19 protein-coding genes, 1 tRNA gene and 1 pseudogene are annotated in these 22412 nt (G+C 60.7%); 7 read left to right on the forward strand and 14 right to left on the reverse strand.

Annotated elements, in window-relative coordinates:
• Nucleotides 1-7: 7 nt before the first annotated feature.
• The 10 genes from AC1D08_RS29765 to AC1D08_RS29810 form a co-directional block, all read right to left on the reverse strand.
• Nucleotides 8-1621, reverse strand: a complete 1614-nt coding sequence (locus AC1D08_RS29765; protein ID WP_477226052.1) for a GMC family oxidoreductase — start codon at nucleotides 1619-1621, stop codon at nucleotides 8-10.
• Nucleotides 1622-1696: 75 nt separating this feature from the next.
• Nucleotides 1697-2473, reverse strand: coding sequence for an enoyl-CoA hydratase-related protein (locus AC1D08_RS29770; RefSeq protein WP_477304524.1), 777 nt, complete (start codon nucleotides 2471-2473; stop codon nucleotides 1697-1699).
• Nucleotides 2474-2476: 3 nt separating this feature from the next.
• Complete coding sequence (locus AC1D08_RS29775) at nucleotides 2477-3439, reverse strand: dihydrodipicolinate synthase family protein (RefSeq protein ID WP_477304522.1); 963 nt, start codon at nucleotides 3437-3439, stop codon at nucleotides 2477-2479.
• Nucleotides 3440-3504: 65 nt separating this feature from the next.
• Nucleotides 3505-4452, reverse strand: a complete 948-nt coding sequence (locus tag AC1D08_RS29780) for a substrate-binding domain-containing protein (protein WP_010909835.1) — start codon at nucleotides 4450-4452, stop codon at nucleotides 3505-3507.
• An 83-nt stretch (nucleotides 4453-4535) separates the two neighbouring features.
• Nucleotides 4536-5531, reverse strand: coding sequence for an ABC transporter permease (locus AC1D08_RS29785; RefSeq protein WP_477226049.1), 996 nt, complete (start codon nucleotides 5529-5531; stop codon nucleotides 4536-4538).
• Entirely contained in the window at nucleotides 5524-6366 is an 843-nt protein-coding gene (locus tag AC1D08_RS29790; protein WP_477304520.1) for a Cof-type HAD-IIB family hydrolase, read from the reverse strand. Before AC1D08_RS29790 ends, AC1D08_RS29785 begins: the two co-directional genes overlap by 8 nt.
• Nucleotides 6367-6374: 8 nt before the next feature.
• On the reverse strand, nucleotides 6375-7844 hold the full coding sequence (locus AC1D08_RS29795; RefSeq protein ID WP_477304518.1) for an aldehyde dehydrogenase family protein: 1470 nt from the start codon (nucleotides 7842-7844) through the stop codon (nucleotides 6375-6377).
• 8 nt (nucleotides 7845-7852) lie between these two features.
• A complete protein-coding gene (locus AC1D08_RS29800; protein WP_477304516.1) occupies nucleotides 7853-9346 on the reverse strand; it encodes a sugar ABC transporter ATP-binding protein in 1494 nt (497 codons plus the stop codon).
• 51 nt (nucleotides 9347-9397) lie between these two features.
• The gene (locus tag AC1D08_RS29805; protein WP_477304830.1) at nucleotides 9398-10228 is read right to left on the reverse strand and encodes a 3-ketoacyl-ACP reductase; all 831 of its coding nucleotides are present in this window, start codon (nucleotides 10226-10228) and stop codon (nucleotides 9398-9400) included.
• Complete coding sequence (locus AC1D08_RS29810; RefSeq protein ID WP_477304514.1) at nucleotides 10228-11445, reverse strand: CaiB/BaiF CoA transferase family protein; 1218 nt, start codon at nucleotides 11443-11445, stop codon at nucleotides 10228-10230. Before AC1D08_RS29810 ends, AC1D08_RS29805 begins: the two co-directional genes overlap by 1 nt.
• Between AC1D08_RS29810 and AC1D08_RS29815 the strand changes: the two genes are divergently transcribed.
• From AC1D08_RS29815 to AC1D08_RS29830, 4 genes and pseudogenes are all read left to right on the forward strand, one after another.
• Nucleotides 11432-12646, forward strand: a complete 1215-nt coding sequence (locus tag AC1D08_RS29815; protein WP_477226044.1) for a LacI family DNA-binding transcriptional regulator — start codon at nucleotides 11432-11434, stop codon at nucleotides 12644-12646. The two genes, AC1D08_RS29810 and AC1D08_RS29815, sit on opposite strands and share 14 nt — an antisense overlap.
• 744 nt (nucleotides 12647-13390) lie before the next feature.
• Nucleotides 13391-13870 carry a hypothetical protein gene (locus tag AC1D08_RS29820; protein WP_477226043.1) on the forward strand — a complete coding sequence of 160 codons (480 nt, stop codon included), beginning with the start codon at nucleotides 13391-13393 and terminating at the stop codon, nucleotides 13868-13870.
• 560 nt (nucleotides 13871-14430) lie between these two features.
• A complete protein-coding gene (locus AC1D08_RS29825) occupies nucleotides 14431-14622 on the forward strand; it encodes a hypothetical protein (RefSeq protein ID WP_477226041.1) in 192 nt (63 codons plus the stop codon).
• 745 nt (nucleotides 14623-15367) lie between these two features.
• A pseudogene (locus AC1D08_RS29830) lies at nucleotides 15368-16266 on the forward strand (IS110 family RNA-guided transposase).
• A 234-nt stretch (nucleotides 16267-16500) separates the two neighbouring features.
• Here the strand turns inward: AC1D08_RS29830 and AC1D08_RS29835 are convergent.
• Complete coding sequence (locus tag AC1D08_RS29835; RefSeq protein ID WP_477424712.1) at nucleotides 16501-17016, reverse strand: BA14K family protein; 516 nt, start codon at nucleotides 17014-17016, stop codon at nucleotides 16501-16503.
• Between the two features lie 303 nt (nucleotides 17017-17319).
• Here AC1D08_RS29835 and AC1D08_RS29840 point away from each other — a divergent pair.
• Nucleotides 17320-17395, forward strand: a tRNA-Lys gene (locus tag AC1D08_RS29840).
• Between the two features lie 41 nt (nucleotides 17396-17436).
• Here AC1D08_RS29840 and AC1D08_RS29845 read toward each other — a convergent pair.
• A complete protein-coding gene (locus AC1D08_RS29845; protein WP_457154337.1) occupies nucleotides 17437-18282 on the reverse strand; it encodes a hypothetical protein in 846 nt (281 codons plus the stop codon).
• A 141-nt stretch (nucleotides 18283-18423) separates the two neighbouring features.
• Between AC1D08_RS29845 and AC1D08_RS29850 the strand changes: the two genes are divergently transcribed.
• Together AC1D08_RS29850 and AC1D08_RS29855 are read left to right on the forward strand one after the other, a co-directional pair.
• The gene (locus AC1D08_RS29850) at nucleotides 18424-19929 is read left to right on the forward strand and encodes a glycosyltransferase (RefSeq protein ID WP_477424714.1); all 1506 of its coding nucleotides are present in this window, start codon (nucleotides 18424-18426) and stop codon (nucleotides 19927-19929) included.
• 2 nt (nucleotides 19930-19931) lie between these two features.
• Nucleotides 19932-20630: a Stf0 family sulfotransferase gene (locus AC1D08_RS29855; RefSeq protein ID WP_477424811.1), complete on the forward strand. Its 699-nt coding sequence runs from the start codon at nucleotides 19932-19934 to the stop codon at nucleotides 20628-20630.
• Between the two features lie 54 nt (nucleotides 20631-20684).
• On the opposite strand, the gene dprA is transcribed toward AC1D08_RS29855, so the two are convergent.
• Both dprA and plsY read right to left on the reverse strand, forming a co-directional pair.
• Nucleotides 20685-21818 carry a DNA-processing protein DprA gene (gene dprA / locus AC1D08_RS29860; protein WP_457150862.1) on the reverse strand — a complete coding sequence of 378 codons (1134 nt, stop codon included), beginning with the start codon at nucleotides 21816-21818 and terminating at the stop codon, nucleotides 20685-20687.
• Nucleotides 21815-22402 (reverse strand): glycerol-3-phosphate 1-O-acyltransferase PlsY, encoded by a 588-nt coding sequence (gene plsY / locus AC1D08_RS29865; protein ID WP_457150863.1) that lies wholly within the window; start codon nucleotides 22400-22402, stop codon nucleotides 21815-21817. Before plsY ends, dprA begins: the two co-directional genes overlap by 4 nt.
• Between the last annotated feature and the right edge of the window lie 10 nt (nucleotides 22403-22412).

Genomic DNA, 22412 nt, shown 5'->3' on the forward strand with positions numbered 1-22412 from the left:
CGAAGACTTACGCAACGGCTGCGATCATGTGGCGGGCATGCGCAGACCGGACGCCCTTGATCAGATCGGCGCCCTTTTCGCCGATCATCATCGTCGGCCCATTCGTGTTGCCGCTGATCAGGACTGGCATGATCGAGGAGTCGATCACCCGCAACCCGTCGAGTCCGCGCACACGCAGTTCGGGATCGACGACTGCGGTTTCGTCGACGCCCATCTTGCAGGTGCCAACAGGGTGATAGTCGCAGCAGGCATACTGCCTGATGTAGGCCATCAGTTCCTCGTCGGTCTTCGCAGCCGGCCCAGGCAGCCGTTCGACCTTGACGAACTTCGCGATTTCACTTTGCGCCAGCACCTCCCGGATGATCCGTACTGATTTCAGTGCCATGCCGCGATCGTAGGGATCGGATAGATAGTTGGGGTCGACCAGCGGCTCGCCGGCGGGGTTCGACGAGCGCAGCTTCACCGAGCCGATGCTACGTGGCCGAAGGAATGTCGAGTTGATGGTAAAACCATACCCGTCGAGCCGCGTCTGGCCGCCGCGCACCACCATCGCTGGCGCGATGTGAATCTGAAGGTCGGGCCGCTTCGCTCCCTCACTCTGGAAGAAGCCGCCGCCCTCAACGATCACCGAGGCGGCAGGGCCATTGCGATAGAGCAGCCAGCGAATGCCGTGCAGGAGCGCCTTGGGATAGCGATCCTGGCCGTCATAGCTGATCGGGTCCTTGAGCGTCAGATGGACGTTGGTGCAGAGATGATCCTGGAGGTTCCGCCCGACACCGCTGAGATCGGCGATCGTCGCGATCCCGAGAGCTTTCAACTCGTCGGCCGGTCCGATACCGGACAGCATCAGCAGGCGCGGCGAATTGATGGCTCCTGCCGATACGATCACCTCGTTTTCGGCCCGCAACACTTTCCGCGATTTGCCCTCGGACAGTTCGACGCCGACGGCGCGGCCGTTCTCGACAACGATCCTTGTGACCCGGGCATGGGTCCTGACTGTCAGATTGGGCCGCCTGCTGACGGGATGCAGATAGGAAACAGCGGACGAGCGGCGGCGGCCATCGCGACAGGTGACCTGGTAGAAGCCGGCGCCATACATGGTGTCGCCGTTGAAGTCGGGATTGAACGGCAGGCCATATTGTTGCACGGCGCGGACAAAGGCCCGGGTCAATGGGTGCGGGCCGACCTGATCCGAAACTGCAAGTGGACCGCCCTGCCCGTGATAGCGATTGGCGAGCCGATCATTGTCCTCGGATTTACGGAAATAGGGCAAGACATCCTCATAAGCCCAACCGTCATTTCCGAGTGCTGCCCAATTGTCGTAGTCCTCCTTTTGGCATCGGATGTAGATCATCGCGTTGATCGAGCTTGAGCCGCCAAGGGTCTTGCCTTGTGGATACCAGATGGAGCGGTTGTCGAGGTTCTTCTGCGGCACCGTGTGGAACCGCCAGTTGACGCCCGGCCCAAACAGCTTACCGATGCCGCCAGGAATATGGATCATCGGGTTCCAATCCCGGCTGCCAGCCTCCAGCAGCAGGACCTTGACGTCAGGATCCTCGGACAGGCGGTTTGCCAGCACGCAACCGGCCGAGCCCGCGCCGACAATGATGTAATCCCACATAGTCTGCCTCCACTCGCCCGAAGGCGCCTTCCCGTCAGCGCGACGAAACCCGACCGCGGACATTGCTCCTAAATCCTATTTGCCCCTGAAGGCCGGCGCCCGTTTCTCGGCAAAGGCTCGCAGCCCTTCAATCCGGTCCTCCTTGCCGAATGCCTCGACAGTCAGCCGATGCTCGATCTCGAGCCCGCTTTGCAGTTCTGTTTCGAATGCTGCCAGAACGGCCTTCTTGGCATAGGGCGTGATGGCAACCGACTTGGCGGCGATCGCAGCGGCGATCTCCAGCGCCCGTGGCAGGAGCCTGTCGGCCTCCACGACTTCGCTGACCAATCCTTTGCGCTCGGCGAGGCTCGCATCGACCATGTCGCCGGTCAGGACCATCTGCATGGCAAAGGATTTGCCGACGAGGCGTGGCAGACGCTGCGTGCCGCCATCGCCGGGAAACGAGCCGATCTTGATTTCAGGAGTCGCGAATTGAGCTGCTTGCGAGGCAATGACGATGTCGCACAGCAGCGCAAGCTCCAGCCCCCCGCCCAGCGCATAGCCATTCACGGCGGCGATAATCGGCTTGGTGAAGCCCTCAATGGCGCGCCAGCATGCCAGCCGTTCCGGGTCGGCATAGGAGGCGACCCCGCGTTCCAGCATGTCAGAGATGTCGGCGCCTGCCGCAAAGGCGCGACCGGCACCCGTCAGCACCACGCAGCCGACCTCCGTGTCGGCGTCGTAGCCAGAGAGCAGGTGGCTCAATTCGGCCAGCAGCGCTTTGGACAACGCGTTCAGCTTGTCCGGCCGGTTGAGCGTCAGCAGTCGGATGCCGGGCGCCGGTTCCACTGCCTGAACGAGGCGGTCCATCATCGATCAGGCGACCTTCCTGTAAAGCGTCTCCGCGCTCAATCCGGCAGCATTCAGCAGTCCCCGGATCTTCTCGATCTCGGCGGGGTTTGGCTTCATCAGTGGGGGCCGGACGTGAGCTTCGTCCAGTCGCCCGAGCACCACCAGCGCCTCTTTCATGCGATTGTGCATATCGAGAAGCGGCGCGTCATAAAAGGCCCGCACCGTCGGATAGATGCGGTCATTGATCGCCTTGGCAGTCTTGAGATCGTTCGCCTGCACGGCGCGAAACAGCGCAACCTGAAGGCTGGCGATGACGCTGCCGGCGCCCGACAAGAGCCCGTCGCAGCCAAGCGCCAGCGAGCCGAGCAGCCAGGCGCTGTGGGTGGTGAGGGTGTTGACCGGACGGTCGAGCGCTTTCAATTCGCGGATCTGGCGTTCATGCAAATTGCCATCGCCGCACTGGTCCTTGATCGCGACGATCGAGGGAAAACGACGGCAGAGGTCGAGCAATGTCTGCAGCGGGTAGGCAAGGTTCGATGCCAGCGGATACTGGAACAGGATGATAGGAAGGTTCGAAGCATCGGTGATGCGCTTCAGATGCTCGACGATCATCTCTGGGCGCAGATGCCCACCGAGCGTCATGAAGTCCGGCGGGAAAACCAGCAGCGCGTCGGCACCCGCCCGATCAGCATAAGCGGCGATGCGCGCGGCCTCGAGGCTGGAGTTTGTGTAGACACCGACAATGGTCGGAACCTGATCCTGCAACACATCCTTGGTTACCACTATCGCGCGGTATTGCTCGTCGATGGTGAGCGCGTGCACTTCGGCCGCATGACCGTTGATGGTGATGCCGGAAATGCCTTCGACCGAGGAGACGTCAGCGAGGTGCTTGCGGTATGCGCTCTCATCGACAGCCAGATCGGTGGTGAACGGCATCAGGCACGCGGGAATGACGCCGTGGGCAGCAAACGGTTTCTTGTCGCTCATCATTCAGATCCTATTTGAAATTCGGGACGCCGCGTCAGTGCGGCGTCCCGTTGCCCAGGGAGGACTTAGAAGCCCTTGCCGATCATGTCGGCGATGTTGTCCGGGGTCACTGAAACCGTCGGCAAGGTGATCGTCTCCGGGACCTCTTCACCCTTGGCCACCTTGTAAGCGGTCTCGATGCCTTCCGGCGCCACGAACGGATAAACGAAGGTTGCGGCGAGCTTGCCCTGTTTGACCGCCTCGAAAGCCGTCTCCTGGCCGTCGATACCGACCACCGCCACTTCATTGAGCCGGCCGGCGGCCTCCAGCACCTGGATTGCGCCGAGTGCCATTTCGTCATTGTGCGCGTATACCGCCTGGATCTGGCCTGGACCAAACCGCTGCACCATGTCTTCCATGAACTTCACCGCCTTGTCGCGGGTGTAGTCACAGTTCTGCGATGCGACCACCTTCATGTCCGGGTGCTTTGCGATCGCTTCCGCAAACCCCTTGTTGCGATCGATGGTGGCCGATGCCCCAGCCGTCCCCTGCAACTCGATGATGTTGCCCTTGCCATTCAGTTTCTTGGCAAGGAATTCGCCCGCGCCAACGCCGAGCGGCAGGTTCTCGCCGCCGACATGAACAGTCACAGGCGTGTTGACCTTGCGGTCGAGAGTCACAACCTTGATCCCGGCATCCATTGCTTCCTTGACGACCGGGGTCAGTGCCTGCTCGGTCAGCGGCGAGATCATCAGCACCTTGATGCCTTGTGCTATCAGGCTTTCGACGTCTGCCACCTGCTTGGAAGCATCGTTGTTGCCGTCGGTAACGATGAGATCGACATCCGGATAATGCTCAGCGGCGTACTTCTTGTTGCCCTCCACCATGGCGACGCGCCAAGGATGGTTCATGGTGCCTTGGCTGAAGCCGATCTTGATCTTGTCCTGAGCCAGGACCGCGCCCGGCATCATGGCGCCAAGTACCAGGGTGGCGGCAAGTGCTGTGGTGCGTAGGAAATGTCTGCGACTGGTCATTTTTTCACTCCTCCATTGTTTTTCGTTTCAGGCTCCAAAGCGCGACGGCCGGCCCGTCTGGCAAGTGCTGCCGCGCATGGATGTCAGGACCGTCTTTTGTGACGGTAGACCTCGAACATCACCGCGGCGATGATGATGGCGCCCTTCACGATCTGCTGCGTGAATGGCGATATGCCTAGTAAATTCAATATATTAGCCATGACAGCAATGATTGCGGCGCCGATCACGGTGCCGATGACGCCGCCTTCGCCGCCAAACAGGCTGGTGCCGCCGATGACGACAATCGAGATGGCCTCGAGTTCGAGATTGGTGCCGGCGGTGGGCTCACCAACGGTCAGCCGCGAGACGAAAACCAGGGCGGTCAGCGCCGACAACACGCCGGAGATGGCATAGACCGACATCAGCACGCGCGGCACGTTGATGCCGGCAAGCCGCGCCGCCTCGGTGTTTGAACCGACCGCGTAGATCTGGCGACCGAAAGGCGTGTGTCGCAGGACAACGAAAGCCGCGGCGGCTATGGCAACGAAGATCCAGATCGGTACGGGAATGCCGAAGAGAAAACCGCTGCCCAGATAGGAGAAGGCATCCGAAGCATCGCCAAGCGTCTTCGGCTCGCCGTTGGCAATGGTCATGGCAATGCCGCGCCCCATCACCAGCGTGCCGAGGGTCATGATGAAGGGCGGCATGCCAAAGAAAACGACGCCAGCTCCGTTGATGGCGCCGAACAGGGCTCCCATCCCCAGCGCCGCAATCATCGCCAGCGGGATTGGAACGCCAGATGAGAGCATCAGCGCGGTGGCAACCGCGACGACACCGACGATGGAACCGACGGAAAGATCGATGCCGCGTGTCAGAATGACGAAGGTCATGCCGACGCTGACGATGCCAAACAGCGCGACCTGGCGGCCGACATTCAACATGTTGCCGGTCTGGATGAAGCTCGGCGACAGATACACCGCGAAGGCGCACAACACGATCAGGACCCAGAGCAGGCCAAGGCTTTGCGCCCAGCCTCGCAACCGACCCACCGACCCCGGCCGGATCGACGCCAATCCCTGTCCCGTTGTCATCTCAGCCATTCCTTCCTCCCGATTCGTGCGCCATTGCGAGGGTCGATTGCTGTTGCAGCAGCCAGGCCACCGCATCGGCCAGCCCGCCCTCGTCGCAGTATGGTCCAACGAAATGCGCGAGCCGCTTGGCTTCCGGGACCGCGTTTTCGACCGTGACCGCCGTTCCGGCCCAGGCCAGCATCTCGAGATCATTCTCGGCGTCGCCGGCCGCGGCGCAGTCCTGCGCCGCCATTCCGAGTTCGGCCGCAACGGTCGCGATGGCAGTCTTCTTGGAGATGCCGAGCGGACCGATCTCGAGCAGACGTGGATGCGAACCCGATACCGACAGGCACCCGCCAAGCTGCACGCGCAGAGCTCCAAAGGCTTCACGGTCTGTGGGCAGCGCGGCGACACACATGATCTTGCCCGGTTCCCCCGGTAGGTCTTCGAGCGCCTTCGCCACGATCAAAGGCTCTGCGGTCACGCCGGCTTCGCGTGCGATGATCGGGTCTTCGGCAAGTGCGTGAATGGCTTGGCCGGTGAACCACATCGGTCGAACGCCCGCCGCTTGCGCCGTGGCCATGGTGTACAGCGCATCGGTGCGACCGATCCGCTGCTCGGACAGCGCAACGCCGGTCGAGACATTACCGATCCAGCCACCGTTAAAGCAGATGGCGAGGCCTGCAATCCCAAGCTTCTCCGCATAGGGCTTTACCCCGAGCGGCGAGCGCGCCGTTGCCAGAACAATCGTGATGCCAGCCTCTCGCGCCTCGCGAAGCGCGTCTGCCACACGCTGCGGCAACGCATGGTCATGCGTCAGCAAGGTGCGGTCGACATCGGTGACGATGAGGCGCGGAATGGTCATCACCCGCCTCAGACCGGAAACACCGGAGCGCGCGGCCCGGTCTGAATGAGAAGCGTCTTGAGTTGGGTGAACTCTTCAAAGCCCGCCTGGCCCATCTCGTAGCCGAAGCCGGATCCCTTCACCCCGGTGAGCGGCAGCTGCGGCGCACCGTCAATGATTGTGTTGGCCTGCACCCAGCCGCTTTTCAGCCGCTTGGCGACGGTCAGGACTGTGTCGATATTCTTCGACCAGATGTAGTTGGACAGACCATAGGCAGTGTCATTGGCCAACCGCACCGCGTCATCCACCGTATCGAACCGTGTGATGCTGAGCACCGGGCCAAAGATCTCTTCGCGGAAGATGGTCATATGCGGTTCGACCCGGTCGAAAATGGTCGCCTCGTGAAAATGACCGACCGCCCCTGCCGCTGCGTTTCCGCCGAGCACCAGTTGGGCGCCTTCCTCGATCCCGCTTTTGACGAAGCCGGTCACCTTGGCCAGATGGTTGCGATCAATCAGCGCGCCGACATCCGTGTCGTCGTCGAACGGATCGCCGACCTTCATCTTGCGGGAGCGCGCGACCACCTTGGCGATGAAGTCGTCGGCGATGGCGGACTGCACGAACAGCCGAGAACCCGAAACGCAGCACTCACCATTGTTGAAGAACACGCCCATCAGCGCGCCGTCCGCCGCGGCGTCCAGATCCGCATCGGCAAAGACGATATTGGCCGATTTGCCGCCCAGTTCGACCGAGGATTTGACCAGATGACGGGACGTGTTGCCGACCACACGGCTGCCGGTGCGCGTCGAACCGGTGAAGGAAACGAAGTCGATGCCCGCATGCCCGGTCAGGTGGTCGCCGGCGGTTGCGCCATAACCGCTGACGACATTGAAGGCGCCGGCCGGCACGCCGGCCTCGCTCGCCAGCGCGGCGATCTCGAAGGCTGAGCCTGACGTGAACTCCGATGGCTTCAGCACCACAGTGCAGCCGGCAGCCAGAGCGAACGGGACTTTCTGCGCCAGGATCAGCGCCGGGAAATTCCATGGCGTGACCAGCGCCACGACGCCCACTGCCTCGCGGCTGATCAGCGCCGTCTTGCCATCGCCGATGTTCGTGTAGGTCAGGCCCGCCATCTGCATGGCCAGCGAAGCTGCATAGCGTGTCAGGCCGGCTGCACCATCAATATCGCCGCGCGCAAAACGAACTGGCTTGCCGACCTCCTCGACCTCAATCCTGACCAGCCGGTCGCGGTTGGTGCGGATCAGATCGGCAAGACGGTTCAGGACCTCGGCGCGCTCCATGCCGCTCATACGCGGCCACGGCCCTTCCTCAAAGGCGATGCGCGCCGCCTCGACGGCAAGATCGACATCTTCGGGCGTGCCATCGGCATAGCGGGCGACCACGTCACCTGTGGCCGGCGACCGGCGCTCGATCGAACCGGAACCCGAACCATCGACAAACCGCCCGCCGATAAATTGGTGATAGCTGCGCGTGCTCATGTCGTTCCTCACTGCCAAACCGCATGGGCCATGATTGTTTCCTCGGTTGCGTCCTCGCCTTCTAGAACCGCCGAGATGGCGCCCTCGCGCATGACGATGATGCGATTGCAGAGGCCAAGGATTTCCGGCAATTCCGACGAGACCATCACGACGCTTGCGCCGCGCTTGGATGTCAGTTCGGCGAGCAGGTCGTAGATTTCGCGCTTGGCTGCCACGTCGACGCCGCGCGTCGGTTCGTCGACCAGCAGGATTTCCGTTCCCGCATGCAGTTGACGGGCGATGCCGCATTTCTGCTGATTGCCGCCCGACAAGGTGCGGACCTTGGTGCTGGGGCTCGGCGTCTTGATGCGCATCTGCTGGATGAACAGGGAGACAGCCTCGTGCTCGCGCCAGCCACTGATCAGGCCACTGCGGGTCAACGGCGCCATCTGGGAAACGGTGACGTTAAATGCCACCGACTGGTCGAGGAACAGCCCCTCTGTCTTGCGATCCTCGGGCAGCAGGCCGACGCCATGCGCAAGTGCCCGACGCGGCCCGTCGATAGCGACCACTTGGCCGTCGATCCTGATCTCGCCGCCGTCGATCGGATCGGCGCCGGCGATAGCGCGCAGCACCTCGGTCCGGCCCGCTCCGGCAAGACCGCAGATGCCGACGATTTCGCCGCGCCTGACATTGAAGGAGATATCCTTCAGCACGCCGTTCCGCGATAGGTTGCGTACGTCTAAGCGGATCTCGTCGCCGGGCTGCGAGCGCGGTGGAAATACGTCCTTGAATTCGCGCCCGACCATATGGCGGATGAGATCGGCCGTGGTCGTCTGGCCAAGCGGCATCGAGGCAACGACCTGGCCATCCCGAAGCACGGTGACCTCGTCGCAAATCTCATAGAGCTCCTTGAGGCGATGGGTGATGTAGATGAACGAGACGCCGTGTTCGCTGCTCAGCCGCCGGATCGTCTTGAAAAGATGTTCAAGCTCGGAGTCGCCGAGAACAGCGGACGGCTCATCGAGCACCACGATGCGAGCCTCGCGGGCAATCGCCTTGGCTATCTCGACCATCTGGCGCTGCGCGACACTGATCGTGTCGATGCGCGCTGCCGGATCGACACGGAAGCCAAGCCTGTCGAGCACATCCTGAGCTGCGGCTTTCGCCCGGCGCCAGTCGATCGTGCCCAGACGCGTTTTCGGCAGGCGACCGAGAAAAATATTTTCAGCCACCGTAAGATGCGGAGCCTGGGCAAGCTCCTGATAGATGACCGCGATTCCGAGCTCGAGCATCCGCTCAGGCGTCGGCGCCGCCACCACATCTCCGTCGATGGCCACTTCACCTTCGTTGGCCAAGAACGCGCCAGACAGGACGCGCATCAATGTCGACTTGCCGGCCCCGTTTTCACCGATGACGCCGTGCACGCTTCCCTTGCTGACGGCGAAGCTGACATTGTTCAGCGCATACACACCCGGAAAGCGCTTGTGGATGCCGCGCATTTCGAGAACTGCGTCCTTCATCACGTCGTCTCCCAATTCGAGAAATCGTTTTCTCGATCCCTCAAAAAAAGCTCACAGGCGATGCATCTGCATGCCGCCGCCGATGTGGTAGATGTCCCCGGTGCTGAAGGGCATGCCGCCAATGGCCAACGTCGCCACGCCGCGGGCGATGTCTTCGGGCTGCCCCCACCGCCTGATTGCCGAGAGTTGTCCGGCCTCGACCTGCCCCGAATACTTATCGTAGACATCGGCGGTCATATCGGTCTGGATCAGGCCTGGGCGAATCTCGTGCACTCGGATGCCTGCGTCCGCCAGACGAATGGCGAACTGCTGGGAAGCCATCGACAGTCCGGCCTTGGATATGCAGTACGGCCCCTTTTCCGGCGAGACCAAGCCTGCGTTAGCAGAGGTGATCGTCACCACCGAGCGTTCGAGCCGGGCTTGCGGCTGGGAAATCATCGCGCGCGCTACGGCCTGGGTGAAGAAGAACGTGCCGCGCAGATTGATGCCGACCAGCCGGTCGAAGCTCTCCTCGGTAACATCGAGAAGATCGCCGCGCACGGAAACCTGGACGCCGGCGTTGTTGACCAGGCACGTGGTTGCCCCCAGATCGGCTTCAATGCGCTCTATCAACGCCGCATTGTCCGAGGTCTCGGATATGTCCTTGCGATAAAAGGCGGCATTTCGTCCGTGCGTGCGGGCAAGGTTGACTGTCTCGCTGGCATTCTCATCGTCGACTATGTCGACCACAGCGATATCGAAACCCGCCTGCGCGAGTTCACAACAGATGGCTCGGCCGATGCCGCGACGGCCACCCGTCACAATGGCAAGTCCGCGGTTGATGGAGGCTGCGTGCTCGGGCACAGCAACACCGATTGCAGCCGGGGAGACCTGTTCCAGCATCACGAAGCCTTCCTTGCCACTGCATCGTCCTTTTCGCGGGATGCGATCACGGCCTTCGACGCCAGCAGCCGCTGAACCTCGTCATCGGCATAGCCAAGCTCATCCAGGATCTCGCGCGTGTGCTCGCCGATCTCCAAAGCGAGGTATCGCAGCGCGGGCACCTCGCCGTCGTAGCGGTTGGGATGGTTGACCAGGTGGATCGTTCGGCCACGCACGTTCACCTGCCGGAACACTTGCGCGTGGCTGAGCTGCGCGTCGGCCAGCAGATCGTCATAGTAATTGATGGGCGCCCACCAGATGCCATGGCGGTCAAAGCGCTCGGCGAGTTCGGCCACCGCGAACCGGGCCGTGGCACTGGCGAGCCGGCGAGCATAGTCATCGCGTTCGACGTAGCGGTCGACACCGACTACCTCGCGCAGACCGTCGCTGTCGAGCGCTTCGGCCAGCACGGAAGAATCGCAAAGCGACACCACCACATGGCCATCGGAGGCAGGATAGACACCGTAGGGCGCGGCATGGAACCACGTCGCCAGATTCGCCTCGCGGTTGAGCACCTCGCGGGTCATGCCGCCGGCGAAGTAATTGACCAGCGCCTCGCCCTGCAGGTCGATCGCCGAGTTGATCAGGCTTGCCTCGACACGAGTCCCCTTGCCATCCCGCAAGCGGCGCACCAGCGCACCCAGAATGCCCATCGCCAGCAATGCCCCGCCATGTTGGTCGACGATCGCCGCACCGACCGGCGTGGGGCCACGTTCCGGAGTTCCGGTGACGCTCATTAGGCCGGAACGCGCCTGGGCGAGAAGATCCTGGCCGGGCTTCGTCGCCATCGGGCCTGTTGCGCCAAAACCGCTCGCCGAGGCGAAAATCAGATTGGGATTGATGTCCCGGAGTGCATCATCGTCAAAGCCGAGCTTGGCGAACACGCCCGGCCGGAAATTCTCCATCACCACATCGGCGCCGGCGATCAGACGTCGGGCGACTTGCTTGCCCTCGGTGCTCTTCAGATCAATGCCGATGGAGCGCTTGTTGCGGTTGGCGCAGAGATAGAAGCCGCTGACTCCTTCCACGTAAACGTCAGCACCCGACCAGCGGCGTTCATGGGCGCCATCGATAGGTTCGACCTTGACGACATCCGCTCCCATGTCGGCGAGATATTGGGCGCCTGCAGGACCCTGCAGAAAATGGCAGAAGCTGACGACTTTGATGCCGCTGAGCATTTCTCTTCCCTTGGTTCTGCGCTATAAGTTGCGCATTTGTGAAATCGTTTTCACGCCTTTTCTTATAGCTGTCAAGCCTAATTTGAAACGCTTTCTCAAAGAAAGATGGTGTAGCCTTCAGAAAAGAAGTGTGTCATCAGGAAAACGGTTTCTCGAAAACCGTCGGATTCGAGGCTCAATGGATATCGAGGATGGCGGCGCAAAGCTGATTGATGTGGCCAGGCTTGCGAACTGTTCGCCGGCTACCGTCTCCCGCGTGCTCAATGGCAACCCCAACGTGAACGAGGTCGTGCGGGACCGTGTTGTCCGGGCGGCGCGCGATCTCGGCTACGTGCCCAATGGTTCCGCCAGAGCTCTGCGGTCGACCCGGACAAGGTTGGTCGGCGCGATCATCCCCACATTGGACCACGCCATCTATGCCACGATGGTCGATGGACTTCAGGCGCGGCTCTCCGAAAAAGACGTTTCGCTCATCATCAACACCTCGGGCTACGACATCGATCTTGAATACGAGCAGGCACGTCTGCTGGTCGAGCGCGGCGTCGAATCTGTGGTTCTTGTCGGGTCAACGCATCGGCCAGCCACTCTGGCCATGTTCGAACAGAAGCGCATCAACTATGTGTACACTTACACGTCAAAGGCGACAGAGGCGGGTGCGGCCGTGGGGTTCGACAACGAAAAGGCCGGACGGACAGCCGCCCGTTACCTGCTCGACCTCGGCCACACCAAATTCGGGATGATCGCCGGCATCACCCAGGACAATGATCGCGCTGCAGGACGCCGCGACGGTTTCTTGAATGAACTCGAACGGTCAGGCATCGATCGAGGCTTGGTTCCGGTCGTGGAGGGAGCCTACAGACTGGATGACGGCCGCACCTGCATGCAGCGGCTGATGGACGGCGCCAGAAGACCGACCGCGGTATTCTGCGGCAGTGATATCTTGGCCGCCGGCGCCATCAAATACTGCCGCGCCGAAGGCATCGCAGTCCCGGAGGAGGTCTCGGTTGTCGGGTTCGACAATCTGGAGATTGCGGAACTGACCTCGCCGGAACTGACTACACTGGAGGTGCCCGCGCGCGACATGGGTCGGATTGCCGCCGACTATATCTTGGCATCGCCGTCGCAGCGACTGCATCTGAGACATCGCGAACTCGCCATCAGGCTGATTGTTAGGGGAAGTACGGCTGTCGTCAGACGTTGAAACATGGCGGCCGTGCCCATCCCGAGGCAAGAATTGATCTTGCTTGGATCGAATGACCGCTAGGGGTCGCCAGGCGCAGGTGATCAGGCCTTCGTGCTCCCCACAACCACCACCTGAGCGAGCTCAACAGTGGTTGCTAGGCACGAAATCGGGCGGATCTTCGAAAAACCGCAGGGGCAGGCAGGTCTTCAAAGACCCCCGCATGCTCTGGCGCCTCAAGCTCCATTATGTCGCACTGACCCGCCGACCCACTTGCTGTCTCTGGCGATGCGCAAGGATACATTCGGCGAGGGGAGGTCGAGACACTTGCGGCTCGCGGCTGGACGATTATCGAGTGCTGCGCTCCCGCCCAAGCGTAGCAACATTGGCTTAGGGGGGACACAGTGCCTGATCGGCTCTTCGTTATAAGAAGTCTAACGGAGAAGTAGCCTGGGGTGCTCGGTCTGAGCTATTCTATCCTCAACTTTATGGGCGACACCGGAATTCCGCCAAACCTTGCGCTCCATACGTCCCCTGCCCTGACCGGCATTGCTTCGGTCAGCGTTCCTGTGGAGATAAGTTCTCCTGGTTGCAGCGGTTCGTTCGCCTCCAAAATTAGCACGAGCGGTCCTATAAGAAACTGCTAATATTATGCCAGCCGGCAGTGACAGAGCCGGTGAGGCCAGGCAGCTAGTAGGTCACCCCGAGAGACTGTCGGGCCGCTATTCACCTATCGGGTTTCAGTCATGGGGAGGGCGGCGGAATATGCGAACAATCGATCTGTGTGCAGCCGTTGCTCTGTGCATCGTGCCATCCAGCCTACTGGCGGCAGACGAGGCTTCCATCGAACGCGGTTTGTATATTTCGATCATAGGCGGCTGCCATTTCTGCCACACGGAAGGATACCGTGAAGCCGATGGGAAAATCGACCCGGAGAAAGCATTGAAAGGCTCTTCCATTGGCTGGCAGGGTCCATGGGGGACGACCTACGCAGCAAACCTCAGGGACTCGGCGATGGGCTTTAACGAGGACAAATGGGTCGACCACCTCAAGAACAAGGTCAATCTGCCTCCGATGCCCTGGTACCAAGTCAAAGCCATGAGCGAAAGCGACTTGCGTTCCATCTATCTCTACATCAAGTCGCTCGGACCACCCGGCGAGCTGGCCCCGTTTTACCGGGAGCCCGGCAAGGAGCCGAGGACACCTTATGTCACGCTATCGCCACCCCAGACGCCGAAGAAATAAACGACCCCTTCCAACTTTTCGGGAAAAGCCCGCGCCTCTGGCGGATGGGGAACAATCGTTTAGGGCCGGCGTTCCTTGGGCCGCTGCGGGCCGCGTCAACCGGGCTTCAGCTAGCCTGCCGAGGGAGCGTTTTCGCAATGGCCTACACGGTGATTTGGTACGGGAAACAGGGCATCTTTGAAAAGGCGGCCTTCGACGCCGAGAAGGCTGCTGGCTGGTATTGGCGGCGCCGCTGCCTAGGATGTGGTTAGCCTGAACAGGAGACCGTAATCAAGGAGTATGTGCACGAGATGTTTGCCCAATTCGTCAGTGAAGGCAGAACAATCACGAAGATCGAATTCGTCGACAGTCATCCAGAGGATGACGATTGGGTAGACATCACGTTCGGTCCCAGAGATGCCGCCATTTCGCCACTTGAGTTCCCTGGAGCCAGAAGAAAGACCTGAGCCAGGGGGGCGTGAAACATGGTAGGATTTCCAGAGGGACATGATCGGCTTTGCGCAATTGAATGGCTGGTCAGGCGTCTGGCTATAGATCGCTGCTTTTTGGAGGCTGACCCATTGGCTGCAGCGGAAAGGCTCAAGGCCGAAAGCGAAGAATATGGCATGCTGCTTGTCAAACATGCCGCCGACAGCAATGTGACCGAACAAGCCATGGTCGCGATCGAAATCAGTGCTGCGATTTCCATGTTGGTCGAGGATATTCCGGGCGACGTGGAAGGAGCCCTAAGTCTCGGCCGCTCGGTGCTTTAAAACGGCCACCAAGCTAGGACGACGCCAGCGGACGCGGCGAAGGCGACGTGACTGCTGTCTGAGCGTCCGCTTTTAGGAAACTGTACCACTAGTCGGAACGACTACCATTGGGCGCAAAGTTGCCGTTCAGACCGCAGAGAACTCAGGAAGTCGATGCCTTCCGCACTATCAAAAGCCGAATCTAGTATCCTACTTTGTCCATAAGCACCCGCAACTCGGGCTGAGGCGCGACCCAGAAAGTTCGAAAAGCTTCCAGGAACCCCAGCCAACCAATTTCAAACACTTAGCTGCCAAATGCCCCAAAAATCATGTTGCTAGGCCCGTGTAGCGTTAGCAACCTAAGCCATTGATTTGTAACGATTGGTAATGGTTGCGGGAATCGCGATAGCAACATGGATAGCAACATGGCGGCATGAAACCCCATCGAAGTGGGGGCTAAACCTAAACCTTCGTTTAGGCAGCAAGACCTTCGCACAATTGCGGCGACGTACTGCAGCCGGTACTTTATCAGCTATCGGCCATCTACTCCTCCCAAGATGCGATGCCGGTACCCAGCTAACTCCTCCCCCAAGGTTAGCTCAGATAAACCCGCTGCCATTCCCCGTTCGGCAGCGGGTTTTTCGTCTGCGACCACCACAACAAAAAGATCGGATGATTGGGGCTCCGGCGGCCTCCCTGCATGGGAGTAGCGGGAGGTCGGTCTTCCGGGCAGGCTCCAACAGTTCAACCGGTCAGGAGGTCTGCCATGGAACTGTTCGTCGGTCTTGATGTTTCCGTTCGCACCACCAGCGTCTGCGTAATGGACACGGGTGGCAAACTCATTCGAGAGAGCAAGGTGGAGACCGAGCTGGAGGCGATCGGCGCCCTGCTTCACGCGATTGGCGGATCAACAAGACCGATCGCAACGATGCCCGCGGCATCGCGCAGATGATGCGCGTCGGGCTCTACAAGCCGGTTCATGTCAAGACCGTCCGGAGCCAGGAGATCCGGATGCTGCTCACTGCGCGCAAGTTCGTGCAGACGAAGATTCTCGATGCGGAGAACAACCTGCGAGGCCTGCTGCGCAACTTTGGCCTCAAGGTCGGAGCCGTAACCCGGCTGCAGTTCGAGCGGCGCATTATCGAGTTGCTCGAACAATCCCCGCATCTGCACTTGGTGATCGACCCCCTGCTGGAAGTCCGCCGCGTTTTGAGAGAGCAGTTCCARCGCCTACACAAGGCAATGGAACGGCTGGCCGAGAGCGACGACACCTGCAAACTGCTCATGACTGCCCCCGGTGTCGGACCGATGGTCGCCCTGAGTTTCCGAGCCGGCGTCGACGAACCGGCGCGGTTCAGCCGATCGCGCTCCGTTCCAGCCCACTTCGGACTGACGCCCTCGCGCTATCAATCCGGCGAGATCGACCAGGATAGGGGCATTTCGAAGTGCGGCGATGCCGGGATTCGATGGGTATTGGTTGAAGCCGCCGGGATTCTTCTGCGTATCTCGAAGCGGAGTTCGCCACTGAAGGCGTGGGGTCTCTCCGTCGCTCGCCGGCGAGGTATGGCGAAGGCTACCGTGGCGGTGGCGCGGCGTCTGGCGATCATCCTGCATCGGATGTGGGTCGACAACACACCCTATCGCTGGGAGGCCAATGCCGCCTGAGAGATCGAATTAAGGGTTCCGCGTCGCCGCGCGGATAGAGGTCCCGTTCAGGGACGAGTGGGTAGGCAATCTCGAGGCGGGCTTGGACGTCAGGTCAGACTGACAGTTTCGGTAAAAAGATTGAGATGCCTCTCCATCCGACCCGATCATGGAGCGGTCGCGCGCCGACTTCGAAGAGAAGCCAGACCCCTGGCGGGCACTCATCATCTCCGGCGCATCGAAGCCGTTTACGCATCAGCCGTCAACACCACGACCAACGCCGCGCATGGTATGCCACGGTGAGGATCCCTTTGCTTGACAAACCCAGCCCCAAAAGAGAAGATAGTGGTCATAGCACCACTGCACATGCGAGTTGCCTTCATAGACGCGGTTGTTCTCGCTGTTGATGATCGCGCCGGTGATCAGGGCGCCGGTGGCGAAGGCAGCCAGCGGGAACCAGTTGTCGCCATGGCGACGATAGCCGCGATGGTATTCGCGGTAGCCGCGATGACCATTCCAATAGACGCCGCCGTCGTTGTTTCGGGCAAAGTTGCGACGGTTGCCGAAATCGCGGTTGCTGAAGTTGCGGTTGAAATGTCGGTTATGACGCCACTGCGAAGGGCCGTAGCGGGACTCTCCGACATTCAGAATATTCGACGACGAGTCCGATGCCTGTGGCACGAACATCTGAGCCGCATTAGCCGGCATGGCAGCCGCGGCAAACGAAACTGACAAAGTGGTCGCCAGTATACCCGATACGATCTTGTTCACTGTTCTTCTCCTTCGAAAGGGTGATTGACGTCCCTTGTGCTGGGAGAACGGGCGAGCCCGGCAATAGTTCCGCGTTAAAATATCAAGCTGCTGATTTATAATGTTTCTCTGGCTTGACGATGGCCTGGAGCCCATTCGTTCGGCTGCTCCGGACGGCCCTTGATGCCCTGCTCGAAGCGGCCAGGCAGACAACATCGCAGTGCCGGGAAAGCTTGGCTTGCCCATGCTCTTTTTCCGGTTGACCGGTCGAGGCACTCTCCCTATGTTCCGCGCAATTTCGAGGGCAGCGTTTCGAGCCCGCGGGAGCGCGTAGCTCAGCCGGTAGAGCAACTGACTTTTAATCAGTAGGTCATGGGTTCGAATCCCATCGCGCTCACCATTGTTTTCAGATCAGCGCAGATAGTGGTCGAGGTCCAGCGCCTAGGCGCCGGAAGGCAGAAGCTCGACTTCCCGCGACGCGTGCTCTCGGGTGCTTTCCGACATCAGTTGCTGCGCAACCGGCTGCACATTTTCCTTAAAGGTGATGCACCTGTCGTAGATCTTCTTGGCCACGCGGTCTTTGCCAATGCGCTCCCATTCGGGCGTCCAGGGCGCATCCCAGTCAAACTGCTGCGAGATGAGAAGTTCTCGGTCAAAGCATTGCGGATCCCGTTCCAAAATCTGGCGGGCTTCATCGGCCAATGGCGTATAGGCTTGGACCGCAGCCATCTTTCTGGCGCGAGCAGCCGAATCCAGTTGGATTTCCACTTCGACAGCTCCCGGCACGTTGGGAACCGCGGCGGAGCAAAGCTGCTTGCGGCCCGGCTTCGTGCCTTGCAGACGCCTTTTGAGGGCATTGCCGAATGCAAAGGCCAGATCATGCATCGGATTGTAGCCATCGACCGCGTCCGAGACGATTTGCACCTCATGCATGTGAGACAGATCGGCGCTGATTCTCGTCAGCACATCGGCAAAGACGCCACTATCCCTGGCCAACAGCGCTTTATACCAGATGGCGTCGGGAATATCGCCGAACACCGCGCCTGCGGTCGCGCCGGCAGCTTCTACCAAGTCGCGTGAATATTGGGTTCGGGAAGAATGGCGTCCGCCTGAACCGTCCGTCAAAAGGTAGATTCGCGGTTTCTTGAGCTCAAGCCAGTGATGGATCCTGAGCTCATGCCCCGGATGGGCAAGGATCAGCACATGTTGCAACTTTTCAGGCAAAAAACGGCTCCAATCCAGGTTTCGGCATACATCCGCCTTAGACCGCATCAAGGCGGCAGGCATCGAAGGGTTTCCCACATCGAGTTGGCCCCGGCCATCTTTGTGCAACTTGTTTGGCCGATGCCTTCAAACTAAGAACGCTGCCTAGCATCTGTTATCCTCGCCGCCAATGCGGAGGTTGTGAAACAGCTAAGGAGGCGGCATTTGCGGGTTCTCATCACCAATCTGTTCGTGTCGTACAATAGCGGTACCGAAGCCGTTGTTGAATTGCTGGCCGACGGGCTTCGCCGCTGCGGTCATCAAACCATGTTGCTGGCTCCAACGCTTGGCGAGATGGCCGATCGAATGCGCCTGCGCGGACACCATGTGGTGGACCGAATTGCCGAGATCGTCGAAAAGCCCGACATAATTCACGCACAGCATTTGACGCCTTGCCTGACCGCGCTGGCGCGTTTTCCCGATGTACCAGCGGTGTTTTCCTGCCACAGCGCTTTCTTCGAGGTCGAAGCCCCGATGCTTCATCCGCAGATACGCCGCTGGATCGCGGTCGACGAAGCGTGCAAGGCCAAATGCCTGTCGCGGGGTGTGCCGGCGGACAGATTGGACCTCATCTACAATGCAATTGACCTTGAACGCTTCAAACAGCGTCCGCCCCTGCCATCGAAGCCTTTGAAGGGGCTTCTGCTGACCAAGAATTTCGAGCATCAGCAAGCGGTGCGCGAAGCCTGCGCCAGGAGCAATATGCAATTGGATGAGTTGGGACCCGCCACGGGCCGGTTTTCACATCAACTCGAAAAGGATCTGCTGCAATACGATATCGTGTTCGCAACCGCCCGGATGGCCATCGAAGCCGCAGCAGTGGGATGCTCGGTCGTGGTCTGCGACGCTCGTGGTTTCGCCGGTTTGCTCGACACGGCAAACATGGAGGCATGGCGGCGAATGAACCTCGGCGTCGGCCTTCTGACCAGGCCGACCACTGTCGAAAACCTGATGGAGGCGTTGTCAAAATTCGACGCTGACGACGCCGCGGAGGTCTGTGCATACTTTCGAAAGGTGGCGGGTGCCGAGCATTTCATCAACGAGCATCTTCGCACCTACAGTCAGGCCATTGAGACGAATGTCCAAACGACGGACGATGAGCGATCGCTCGCCACCGCATCCTGGATCGAGGAGATAGGCGTTTCGCGCGAACGCCGCAGATGGTTCAGTGTCGCCAACGAAATTGGCGGTGCCTGGCGTGATTCTTCAGAACAGGCGACGCTTCTCGATCTGCTCAGGTCGAACACGAAAACCTTGGAGAGTGGTGCCGCAGCACTGACGGACCTTGGCGAACGGGTCAAATCCTTTGGCTCCGATGCGCTCCTCAACGTGGCCCATGATAGCCAGGCCCGACTATATCGGCTTGAAGGGCAGCTATCCGGCCTTTCAAGCGCTGTCGTTGACAGCGCCGCTTCGCTCCACAACGTGGCCCATGATAGCCAAGCGAGATTGCATCGCCTTGAAGGGCAGCTATCCAGCCTTTCAAGCTCTGTCGCTGATGGTTCTGCTTCCCTCAACAGCGCGACCCAGGACAGTCGGGCTGCATTGCATCGAATTGACGGGGAGCTGTCGCGCCTTTCAAATTTCGTCAATGAGAGCAAACGGCTCTACAACGGCATGATGCCGCTTTTTATAAGAAAAATGTTTCGTCGGGCTCGGGGGCGAGGTTGAAGTTGTCTGGTGGCGTTCGTGGCTATTCAATTTGCACATCGCCAAGGTCCGGCAGCAATTACCTGTGCCAGCATCTCAGCAGCACCGGAATGCTCGGGCATCCGCTCGAGTATTTCAATTGGAGGGGACGCCGCTTTTTCGACGATCCAAATTTTCCCGAAGATGTGGCAGGGCAGGTCGAAAAAATTCTCACCATGGGCGCAACCGCCAATCGTATCTATGGTCTGAAAATCTTTGCCCACCAGCATGATTGGATCTCAAGCGAAATAGGCTGGTTCGACGCGCTTCCGAATCTTCGGTTTATCTCTCTATCAAGGCGGGACCTTCTCGGTCAGGCAATATCCTGGGCGAGGGCCCTCCAAACCGGTCAATACCGCTCTACTCAACCGGTGAGCCAGGAAACGGTTTTCGATGCCGAGCTGATCCAGAGGCAACTCGATGCGCTGGTTCGGGAGAGGGCGCGTTGGGAGATGTTCTTTGCCCGGACCGGGATTGATCCTCTCAGGCTTGAATACGAGTCGATAGTCGCGGATCCCCTGGATGCCATCCGTCACGTCGCGGACATGATGGGTGTGACGCTCCAACGCAGCCCGGATTCGACCAGCATCGTGATCCAGCAACAGCGAGACTCAATCAGCTTCGATTGGGCGGATCGTTTCAGGCGTGAGCGGGGCAATCCAAATACGCTGGACTTTGTGTAGGGCTACCTGCATGCGGTGACGAACGTCGAACGGGTCGGGGATCGACGCTGCCCTTCAGCGACCTTCGAACACCAGCGAAACATGTCCGCCGTCATGCCGCTCGAGCCGGCCGGCGAGGTCGAGTTCCAGGAGCACCATGAAGACCTGGGCCGGATGCAGGCCGGTGTGGCGGATGATCTCGTCGACCGACACCGGCGTCGGGCCAAGCGCCTCGATGACGCGGGCGCGGTCGCTTTCGCCGGGCGGCGGCGTGACCGAGAAGTCGGGCGGGTCTTGAAACGGCGGCACATCCGGCGCCCGCAAACCGGTCAGCGGCGAGATCGCCCTGGAAATGTCCGAGGCCTCGGTGACCAGGGTGGCACCGTCCTTGAGCAGGCCGTTGGTGCCGGCGGCGCGCGGATCGAGCGGCGAGCCCGGCACGGCGAAGACCAGCCGGCCCATTTCGCCGGCAAGCCTGGCGCTGATCAGTGATCCAGAGCGCTGCGCTGCCTCGACCACCACCAACCCAAGGGCCGCGCCCGCGACAAGGCGGTTGCGGCGCGGAAAATCCTGGGCGCGCGGCTGCCAGCCGAACGGCATTTCCGAAATGACGGCGCCGCGCTCGGCAATTTCCTCGCACAAGCCGGCGTTTTCGGGCGGATAGGGCAGGTCGAGCCCTCCGGCCAGCACACCGATCGTGCCGGTCGACAGACTGCCTTGATGCGCCGCCGTGTCGATGCCGCGGGCCAGTCCCGAGACGATGCCGTAGCCGTCGCGGCCGAGTTCGGCAGCCAGCATGCGCGCCATCTTGATGCCGGCCAGCGATGCGTTTCGGGCACCGACGATGGCGACCCCCGGCAGCCGGAACACGGCGGCATTTCCCTTGACGGCCAACAGTGGCGGCGGATGGTCCATGTTGCGCAACAGCGGTGGATAGTCGGGCTCTCCGATGCCGACAAAGCGCGCGCCGGCCTTTCGGGCTGTTTCCAATTCGGCCTCGGCTTCGGCGATCGACGGGATGCGGGCGATGCGGTTGGCGCCGCCCGAAATCATCAATTCCGGAAGGATTTCCAGCGCAACCTCGGCAGAACCGAAGCGGTTGATCAGATCGCGGAAGGAGGCCGGACCGACATTCTGGGTGCGGATCAGCCGCAGCCAGCTCACCCGCTGCCGGTCGCTGAGGCGCGGCCCGGCGGCGGGTTCGCTCACGTCTTGGCTCCGATCTTGCCCTCGGTGCCGGCAAGCAGGCGTGAAATGTTTTCCCTGTGCTTGATGAAGACGATGATGCTCATCACCACGAACAGGGCGGCGATCTGCGGCGTGCTCAGGAAATAGAGGGCGATCGGCACGACAATGGCCGCCGTCAGCGCTGCCAGTGAGGAGTATCGGAACAGGAAGGCCATCACCAGCCAGACGATGGCGAAGATCAGCGCCACCTGCCAGGCAAGCCCAATGAGCACGCCGAGATAGGTCGCGACGCCCTTGCCGCCCCTGAAGCCCAGCCATGCCGGGAAGAGATGACCGAGAAAGGCGCCGAGACCGGCCCAAATCGCCAATTCAGGGGCGAAATGGCCTGTTATCAACACGGCGGCGGTGCCCTTCAGCGCGTCGAGCAGCAGCGTCGCGGCGGCAAGCCCCTTGTTGCCGGTGCGCAGCACATTGGTGGCGCCGATGTTGCCCGAGCCTATCTTGCGCACATCGCCAAGGCCGGCCGCGCGGGTGAGCAGCAGTCCGAAGGGAATCGAGCCCAGGAGATAGCCGAACACCAGCGCCGGGATGAGGCTGTAAGTCATTGTTTCCCCC

The organism is Mesorhizobium sp. P2_E6 (assembly GCF_056403835.1).

Coding starts and splice junctions, on each gene's coding strand:
- AC1D08_RS29765 (WP_477226052.1), bottom strand. CDS start 1,621: ATGTGGGATTACATCATTGTCGGCGCGGGCTCGGCCGGTTGCGTGCTG.
- AC1D08_RS29770 (WP_477304524.1), bottom strand. CDS start 2,473: ATGATGGACCGCCTCGTTCAGGCAGTGGAACCGGCGCCCGGCATCCGA.
- AC1D08_RS29775 (WP_477304522.1), bottom strand. CDS start 3,439: ATGAGCGACAAGAAACCGTTTGCTGCCCACGGCGTCATTCCCGCGTGC.
- AC1D08_RS29780 (WP_010909835.1), bottom strand. CDS start 4,452: ATGACCAGTCGCAGACATTTCCTACGCACCACAGCACTTGCCGCCACC.
- AC1D08_RS29785 (WP_477226049.1), bottom strand. CDS start 5,531: ATGGCTGAGATGACAACGGGACAGGGATTGGCGTCGATCCGGCCGGGG.
- AC1D08_RS29790 (WP_477304520.1), bottom strand. CDS start 6,366: ATGACCATTCCGCGCCTCATCGTCACCGATGTCGACCGCACCTTGCTG.
- AC1D08_RS29795 (WP_477304518.1), bottom strand. CDS start 7,844: ATGAGCACGCGCAGCTATCACCAATTTATCGGCGGGCGGTTTGTCGAT.
- AC1D08_RS29800 (WP_477304516.1), bottom strand. CDS start 9,346: ATGAAGGACGCAGTTCTCGAAATGCGCGGCATCCACAAGCGCTTTCCG.
- AC1D08_RS29805 (WP_477304830.1), bottom strand. CDS start 10,228: ATGCTGGAACAGGTCTCCCCGGCTGCAATCGGTGTTGCTGTGCCCGAG.
- AC1D08_RS29815 (WP_477226044.1), top strand. CDS start 11,432: ATGCCGCTGAGCATTTCTCTTCCCTTGGTTCTGCGCTATAAGTTGCGC.
- AC1D08_RS29810 (WP_477304514.1), bottom strand. CDS start 11,445: ATGCTCAGCGGCATCAAAGTCGTCAGCTTCTGCCATTTTCTGCAGGGT.
- AC1D08_RS29820 (WP_477226043.1), top strand. CDS start 13,391: ATGCGAACAATCGATCTGTGTGCAGCCGTTGCTCTGTGCATCGTGCCA.
- AC1D08_RS29845 (WP_457154337.1), bottom strand. CDS start 18,282: ATGCCTGCCGCCTTGATGCGGTCTAAGGCGGATGTATGCCGAAACCTG.
- plsY (WP_457150863.1), bottom strand. CDS start 22,402: ATGACTTACAGCCTCATCCCGGCGCTGGTGTTCGGCTATCTCCTGGGC.